Source organism: Limnofasciculus baicalensis BBK-W-15 (assembly GCF_024178385.1).
GTDB classification, from domain to species: domain Bacteria; phylum Cyanobacteriota; class Cyanobacteriia; order Cyanobacteriales; family Coleofasciculaceae; genus Limnofasciculus; species Limnofasciculus baicalensis.
In genome coordinates this window covers 1-1,107 of the sequence record NZ_JAMZMM010000747.1, presented here as the reverse complement: position 1 = coordinate 1,107, position 1,107 = coordinate 1, and the positions used below count along the sequence as shown (strand labels likewise).

Sequence of the window (1,107 nt, the reverse complement as noted above, 5' to 3'; positions counted from 1 at the left end):
CCCCTAATCATTAGTTCTTATAGAGACTTCTGGTATGTTCTGATTAGAATATTTAATCTATTCTCCTTCGCCTTCTGAATATTAAAAATACATATATTAACATTCTTTATGAAAAGATTAAGAAATATAAAGAAAAAACTTGAGATGAAACATAATTTATATATAACTGACATACCTCCTCTATCTGTAGGGTGTGTTTGCGGATCTTTACGGAGTGACACCACTTATAGTGGCATAGTAGCTTTACTCCATAAGTCCTGTTACAGTGCAGAAACAACAAGGCAACGGAACATCCAAGGAAAAACGTAGGATTTTCCTTGATTTACTAAGATCTTTGGCATATAGCAGTCGCCAGGGCGGTTAAGACATCCGAAAACGCCATAAATAAGTCACAGCAGGCATTTCAATGCGTGACTTTTGAATGAATGATTTTTGACTTTTGCTATATTAGGTATCTTATGCTGCGAGTCGTCCTGGTTCACCCCCAAATCCCCCCCAATACTGGTAACATTGCCCGAACTTGTGCTGCGACGGGTACAGAGCTACATTTGGTAGGTCCGCTAGGTTTTGAAATTAGCGATCGCTATCTCAAAAGAGCAGGTCTAGATTATTGGCCCTATGTCAAGCTTCAGTACCATGAATCGATAGATAGCTTTAAAGCTATCCATCAAGAGCTAGGTGGGCGTTGGATTGGTTTCAGTACTGGTGGGCAGTATAATTACATCCAGTTCCAATTTGAGACGAATGACTGGTTATTGTTTGGCTGTGAAACCAAAGGCCTTCCAGCCGATATCTTAGGTGATTGTGGGGCGACAGTCTTTATCCCAATGAGCGAAACAGGTGTACGGAGCTTGAATCTTTCGGTAAGTGCTGCGGTAGGTTTGTTTGAAGCTAAGCGTCAATTGGGCTATTTAGCATAAGTCTATAGTGCAGATTAGCATGGTGGCAAGAGTATATAGTGACATATGTATATAAATATATTTAATTGACTACGCGATTTTATGATTTTTAATCAGCTTTACTCACCCGATCTAATTTTAAGATCTGACTCGTATCTCTTTAAAGCTCTGGATAGAATTACAAATTTGTGATTGAGCGACCATGAAT

At 39.1% G+C, this 1,107-nt stretch carries 1 protein-coding gene; it reads left to right on the top strand.

The window, feature by feature from the left end:
• The first annotated feature begins 458 nt into the window (after positions 1 to 458).
• Positions 459 to 920, top strand: a complete 462-nt coding sequence (locus tag NJ959_RS29925; RefSeq protein WP_254015401.1) for a tRNA (cytidine(34)-2'-O)-methyltransferase — start codon at positions 459 to 461, stop codon at positions 918 to 920.
• Positions 921 to 1,107: the final 187 nt, after the last annotated feature.

What these genes read in the sequence shown, in the direction of transcription:
- NJ959_RS29925 (WP_254015401.1), top strand. Translation starts at nt 459, where the DNA reads ATGCTGCGAGTCGTCCTGGTTCACCCCCAAATCCCCCCCAATACTGGT.